A 6,531-nucleotide genomic window follows, 5' to 3' on the forward strand; every position below is an offset into this window, starting at 1 on the left:
TGTCTCAAAGACCAGGCTGCTGCGAGCTGACGCGACGGCGGCAAATCGCTAAACTCGTTCGCCTAATTCGCTGTTGGCAGCGCCAGATGCAAACCACTTTATCTATGCCGCGGGCGCTTGTTTCAGGCAAACTGCCGGCGCTCTCTACGAAGCTACTGGTCCTCACTCTCCTGTTTTTAAGCCAGTGGGCTAGCGCGGATATTTTCAGACCCGCCTATCTTGAGCTCTCGCAGCTCGACGCCGAGCGCTATGACGTCCTTTGGCGCGTGCCTGCGCTCCCGGACAATCGTCGCCTGGCGGCTCGGGTGATGTTTCCCGAAAATACCCAGCGCGTCGGTGAGGCACGAAGCGCCATCATCAACAACGCCTGGGAAGAACGATACGAGATTGAGGCAACGGGCGGCCTCATCGATCAACAGATCACCATCGATGGCATTCTTGGCGGCGCCACCGATGTGATTGTGCGCGTCGAGCGCCAGGACGGAACCACCCAGCTGGAGCGATTGCAGCCTGCCGAACCCGTATTTACGGTGACCGCGTCTCCGGGCCCCGGCGAGGTAGCCCTTGCCTATTTTGTATTGGGTGTTGAGCACATCCTCGGCGGAATCGATCACCTGCTCTTCGTGCTGGCACTTCTACTCCTGGTAGGCAACCTGCGCCGCCTGGTGTTGACCATTACCGCCTTTACCGTGGCGCACTCCATCACCCTGGTCTGCGCGACCCTGGGTTGGATCAGCCTGCCCGGCCCGCCGGTGGAAGCGGTAATCGCCCTGTCCATCGTCTTCGTCGCCGCAGAGGTCATTCATGAACAGCAGGGACGCACCTCCATTACGGCCCGCTCTCCGTGGATCGTCGCCTTTGGCTTTGGTCTCTTACACGGTCTGGGCTTTGCCGGCGCATTACAGGAAGTCGGTTTGCCCGACACTGCGATACCGGTCGCGCTTCTCATGTTTAATGTCGGTGTGGAGGCGGGTCAGCTGTTGTTTGTCGGAGGCGTGGTTATCCTCGCTGCCTTGCTCGGCCGTATATCACGGGTACCCTCTGCACTGGTAAAGCGCGTCATAAGCTACGGCATCGGGAGCGTTGCCGCATTCTGGACCATTGAGCGGGTCGCGGCTTTCGTGCAGTAAAAGATGCACCAAAAGGTGCACAGGGGAGCGCCAGCGCACCCCGGTAAAATAAAAATTACGCGGCATGGATCAATGCCGCAGTCAAAAAGGGAGTTTCATATGTCTTTAGTCACTTCAGTGGCCTCAAATACCCGACGCCGTCTTGCAACCGTGCTTCTCTGCGGCGCACTACCCGCCGCTGCGAACAGTCTTACGGTTGCCGCAGAGGCTGATACTCCTTACTCGCCCTACGTGGGCGAAAGCCCCCAGCGCCAGGTCTACTTTGGCGATACTCATGTGCACACCGGACTCTCTGCAGATGCCGGTGGGTCCGGCACACGGCTTATGCCCGAAGACGCCTACCGCTTCGCCCGGGGTGAAGAAGTGCGTTCAAACACGGGGCAGCCGGTAAAGCTCAAGCGACCCTATGACTTCTTTATGATCACTGACCACTCCGATGGCATGGGGCTGATCACCGACTTACTGGAGGGAACTCCCAATGTGATGGAGGATCCATCGGGGCGGGCCTACCACGAGGACTTTAATGCCGGTGGTCAACAGGCCGCCGATGCCATGTACCGACTCATTGGCCAGTTTGCCCAGGGTAAAACGCCCCCGGCACTGTTATACCAACCGGGCGTCCTGGCCTATCGCGCAGTCTGGGAGCGCCTTGTTGGCGCCGCCGAGGAGTTCAACGATCCCGGGCAGTTCACCACCTTTATCGCCTACGAGTGGACGTCACTGGTCAAGGGCAACAACCTGCATCGCAATGTGATTTTTCGCGATGACGCAGACAAGGCTCTGGAGGTCGTCCCATTCACCATGATGCCGCCCATCGGCAGCCAGAACCCCAGAGATCTCTGGGCCTGGATGGCCGCTTACGAGGAAGAAACCGGTGGCGACGTCACGGCGATTCCCCACAACGGGAATCTGTCCAATGGAATGATGTTCCCCCTCCGGGATGATTTTGCCGACGGCAAGGAGCTGGACGCGGCCTACGCAAACAGCCGCATGACCTGGGAACGCCTCTACGAAATCACCCAATACAAAGGCGACGGCGAGGCCCATCCGCTGCTCTCTCCCGACGATGAATTCGCGGACTTCGAGACCTGGGATTACGGCAATCTCGATGTATCCGAGAAAAAGACCGACGCTATGCTGCCCGGGGAATACGCACGCTCGGGTCTCCTGCGGGGTCTGCAGCTTCAGCAAACCCTCGGTGTCAATCCCTACCAGTTCGGCTTCCAGGCCGCCACAGATACCCACACGGGGCTCTCTACCGCCAGCGAGGACAATTTCTTTTCCAAATTCACTACCGTTGAACCCAGCCCTGACCGCACTACCCATGCTGGAAGCAGCAACCCTGAGCTCGGCATCGAGGGTTTTGGTGGAGGCATGTACAACGCTGCAGGATTAACCGCAGTTTGGGCCGACGAAAACAGCCGGACGGCAATTTTTGATGCCATGGAGCGCCGGGAAACCTATGCAACGACCGGTACCCGTATCGCTCTGCGGTTTTTTGCAGGCTGGGACTTTCAGGAAGGCGATGCGTCTGCACCGGATCTTGCCCGGAGGGGCTATGCCGGCGGTGTTCCCATGGGCAGCGAACTATCCATGGCCGACGGCGGTGCACCGCGCTTTTTGATTTCAGTCCTTCGCGACCCCATGGGCGCCAATCTTGATCGTGTGCAGATTGTGAAAGGCTGGGTAAACAGCGACGGCGAAGCGCAGGAAAAGGTCTACAACGTCGCCTGGGGCGGGGATCGGGCGCTCGATGCCAAAGGGAAACTGCCTCCCGTGGGGAATACCGTTGATCTAAGTGTACCGACCTGGAGCAACAACATTGGCGCCGCGGAGCTGTCCACGGTTTGGGAGGATCCAGATTTTGACGCCTCACAGGCCGCGTTCTACTACCTGCGGGCTCTGGAAATACCCACCCCGCGCTGGACCGCCTACGACGCCGTGCGATTTGGGGTTGACGCACCCGAAGGGGTACCTCTGATCACCCAGGAGCGCGCTTACAGCTCTCCCATCTGGTACACGCCCTGAGCCGCTAGCGCCGCGATGACACGATGGGCCGCATCAACTGGGAATTACCCGGCTGCATAACGGACCAACCGGGTACGCTGCGGGGCTGGGGCACGGGCGTGGGACGAACCGGCCTGCCCGGCCGAATCGGTGGTCGCGGGCGCGGTAAAAGAGGCCGTCCATATCCGGGCCAGTAGCTGTTCTGCCAACCGGTAGTCACGGAACCACTGGCAGGCTGGGCCGCAGTGCTTTGCACAGTAGCTGATTGCTGCAGGTCTCTAAGCTTTGCGCGATGTTTTTCCCGCTCCCGCCGATCAGACGCCATGCGGTCCGTGGTATCGCGCATTGCCGCCAGACGCTCCTCGAGCGCGCCGTCCTCCGCCGCGGACGGGACGTCAATGGTCATCACTTCGGCAGACCCGGTTTCCGGAGGGCTGTCACTGAAGGTCGTGACGCCATCTTCCACGGTCTTATAAACGGTCTGCGCTGAGTTTTGCTCTGAGAGAAGCGGCAACAGCAGGAGGGCAACGGCAAATAGTCGTTTCATAAACTGAGTATAGGACAGCTATGCTTTAAGCCAAGGGAATCCCCAAGCGAGGAAAATAAGCGGAGAAACTATTAATGGATAAATCCTTAATCGTAGTCGTGGCCGGATCGACGCTGCTGTTCTTTGGATTAATTGCCTACAAGGCCTGGTGGTTTATTCGCAAGGTGCAGGATGCCCCGAGAGAGGCGGACACCCCGCAGGCACAGAGTATCGAAAAGGCGCCGTCTGCTAAAGAAGAGTCGGCTGCTACAGAATCTGAAGCAGAGCCATAGCCAGCCCAGCAACGACAACAGCCGTTGCAAGGCGGCGCAGAAGCAATTCTCGATCAAAACCGTGGGAACTACGCATGGCGATGACCCCCTGTTGGATAAGTGATTGACGCTGTGTATACGACGGGACCCCGGCACAGGATTACCGCGGAGAAGAGCAAGAGGCAGCACAAGCGCCGCAAAAGAAGATGGGGGCAGACGCATCGCTACTGCCTCCCTCGGGTTGTCTTACTCGGGATTGGGCCGGTAGAGGGATTCCATCACCTGATCCACGGTAAAGGTGCCGGGACGCTGCCGCGGCGGAAAGGCCTGCAGTGATTGCACGAACCGCGTTACCGCGATACGTGCCATGCCCACCGCCGGCGCAACTTTATGATCCCACCAGACGTTATAGCTGTTGGAATCCGTGTCGGCGCGCTCGAAAGGGTCGCGACGCAAATGAAAGACCTTGGGAATACGCAGGGTTACAAAGGGGTCCCGCCACACATCAAAACGTTTGGCCCGTTGCTCCGCAAATACGGTTTTCCAGTCGCCGATGCGCGCCGACACCAATATGCCGTCATCACTGAAGTAGAAGAACTCACGCCGGGGCGTGTCGGTCACCTCACCGGTCAGGTAAGGAAGAAAATCATAGCCGTCCAGATGCACCTTGAAGTTTTTACCGGCGGCGCGATGGCCTTCTTTCAACTTGTCAGCGATGTCCTGCTCCCCCGCCGCGGCCATGAGGGTAGGTACCCAATCCATGTGGGACATGATCTCGTTGCTGATCTGGTTCGGTGCAATCTTGCCCGGCCATCGCACCATGGCTGGCACGCGGAAGCCCCCCTCCCAGTTGGTGTTCTTCTCGCCGCGGTAGGGCGTTATGCCCGCGTCGGGCCATTGGTTGTAGTGAGGGCCGTTATCCGTGGAATAAACGACAATGGTATTGTCCGCTATTCCGAGCTCATCAAGTTTCGCAAGGAGCTGGCCCACATGGCCGTCATGCTCGAGCATGGCATCGTTGTAAAACCCCTGCCCCGACGCGCCGAGCTGCTCATCCTTGACGTGGGTGTAGTAATGCATGCGCGTTGAGTTAAACCAGACAAAGAACGGTTTGTCCTCATCGTGAGCCTTGTCGATGAACTTCAGCGCTTCGCCCAGAAACTCCTCATCCACGGTTTCCATACGCTTTTTGGTCAGGGGCCCGGAATCTTCGATTTTTCCGTCAGCCGATGATCGAATCACGCCGCGGGGACCAAGGAGTTGATTAAACATAGGGTCTTTGGGCCAATCCGGGTCTTCCGGGTTTTCCTCGGCGTTGAGGTGATAAAGATTGCCAAAAAACTCATCAAAACCGTGATTAGTGGGCAAAAATTCATCCTTGTCACCCAGATGGTTCTTGCCGAATTGCCCACTGGTGTAGCCCAGGGGCTTTAGCAGTTCTGCAAGGGTGGGATCTTCGGGCTGTATGCCAATATCAGACCCCGGTATGCCTACCTTGGTGAGTCCGGTGCGCACCGGATGCTGGCCGGTGATGAACGCAGAGCGCCCCGCGGTGCAGCTTTGCTCTCCGTAGTAGTCCGTAAAAACCATACCCTCGTTGGCGATGCGATCGATGTTCGGGGTCTGGTAGCCCATCTGCCCCATGCTGTAACGACTGATGTTCCAGATACCGATATCGTCTCCCCATATCACCAGGATATTGGGACGGTCGGCAGCGCTGGCGTTACCGATGCAGCAAAGCAGCACTGCGGCGATGCCCAGCGCCGTCTGCGACACTCTTAAAAAAGACGTCTGCGGCAGTCTTAAAAAGGGAGTACAAAATTGCATGGGAGGCTCTCTCATGGTTCTTATTAATGAGAGAACTTTATACCAACTTCCCTTCAGGAATCACTGTTAAGTTGGCGACAATTGCCTTGCCTGCTTTTTCCGGGGGTAGCTAGCGAAGGGGGCGCGCGTGCGCCGCTCCGCGGAAAATGGCGTTGGCCACGATCACATTAAGCCCCTCCTGGTAGGCTCGTACCGTAGGATCCTGAGTAAAGGCGATTACCTGGCCATCACCCAGACTGCTGGCCATGACGAAGGGCTTGTAGGCGAGCTGCTTTTTATTTCGCTCCCACAAGTGACCACTGGCAAGAATGGTATCCACATTGGCAAAAGTGACCACATTGGCCCCCTCATTGAGGCGGAGCGGCGTATAGACGTCAGATGTTCGTGCCAGTACATGGAGCTGCGGCGCAACCCCCGCGGCCAACCAGTGATCGCCATCTACCTGTGTCAAAAGCTGCGCACCCCCCATTCCGTCGGGCGCTGCCTTGCGGGACTCCGTCGCCATCGCAAAGGTCTCCTGGTCCAGCGCAGTGCCAGGCACCCGGGCTTGCTCGACGTCACCCTTCTCGTCCTCGGGAAGGAGCTCAAGACGGTACTCGCGACGACTCGCCAGCAAGTCAGCCTCGGGATCTGCCAATAAACGGGTTGCCCGCGCCAGACTGATGAGAACGCCGCCGCGATCTACCCATTCGCGGAGCTGCGCAATGCCACTCTCACCCAGCGCATCGGCATATCCCTCATAGGTGTCCGGCAGCACCAGCACCTGATA

5 protein-coding genes and 1 pseudogene are annotated in these 6,531 nt (G+C 58.4%); 3 read left to right on the top strand and 3 right to left on the bottom strand.

Annotation, left to right across the window (positions count from 1 at the left end):
* Positions 1-86 precede the first annotated feature (86 nt).
* Both ACTG3T_RS05995 and ACTG3T_RS06000 read left to right on the top strand, forming a co-directional pair.
* Positions 87-1,130, top strand: a complete 1,044-nt coding sequence (locus ACTG3T_RS05995; protein ID WP_439101356.1) for a HupE/UreJ family protein — start codon at positions 87-89, stop codon at positions 1,128-1,130.
* A gap of 99 nt (positions 1,131-1,229) precedes the next feature.
* The gene (locus ACTG3T_RS06000) at positions 1,230-3,158 is read left to right on the top strand and encodes a DUF3604 domain-containing protein (protein WP_439101357.1); all 1,929 of its coding nucleotides are present in this window, start codon (positions 1,230-1,232) and stop codon (positions 3,156-3,158) included.
* A gap of 4 nt (positions 3,159-3,162) precedes the next feature.
* Here the strand turns inward: ACTG3T_RS06000 and ACTG3T_RS06005 are convergent, their stop codons facing one another.
* The gene (locus ACTG3T_RS06005; protein ID WP_439101358.1) at positions 3,163-3,684 is read right to left on the bottom strand and encodes a DUF4124 domain-containing protein; all 522 of its coding nucleotides are present in this window, start codon (positions 3,682-3,684) and stop codon (positions 3,163-3,165) included.
* A 74-nt stretch (positions 3,685-3,758) separates the two neighbouring features.
* Here ACTG3T_RS06005 and ACTG3T_RS06010 point away from each other — a divergent pair, with 74 nt between their 5' ends.
* Positions 3,759-3,956, top strand: a complete 198-nt coding sequence (locus tag ACTG3T_RS06010) for a hypothetical protein (protein WP_439101359.1) — start codon at positions 3,759-3,761, stop codon at positions 3,954-3,956.
* Positions 3,957-4,181: 225 nt separating this feature from the next.
* Here ACTG3T_RS06010 and ACTG3T_RS06015 read toward each other — a convergent pair whose 3' ends face one another.
* Complete coding sequence (locus tag ACTG3T_RS06015; RefSeq protein WP_439101360.1) at positions 4,182-5,762, bottom strand: arylsulfatase; 1,581 nt, start codon at positions 5,760-5,762, stop codon at positions 4,182-4,184.
* A 109-nt stretch (positions 5,763-5,871) separates the two neighbouring features.
* Positions 5,872-6,531: pseudogene (locus ACTG3T_RS06020) on the bottom strand (M14 family zinc carboxypeptidase); the annotation flags it as partial.

The sequence above is a fragment of the Congregibacter sp. genome (genome assembly GCF_965660375.1).
Classification (GTDB): domain Bacteria; phylum Pseudomonadota; class Gammaproteobacteria; order Pseudomonadales; family Halieaceae; genus Congregibacter.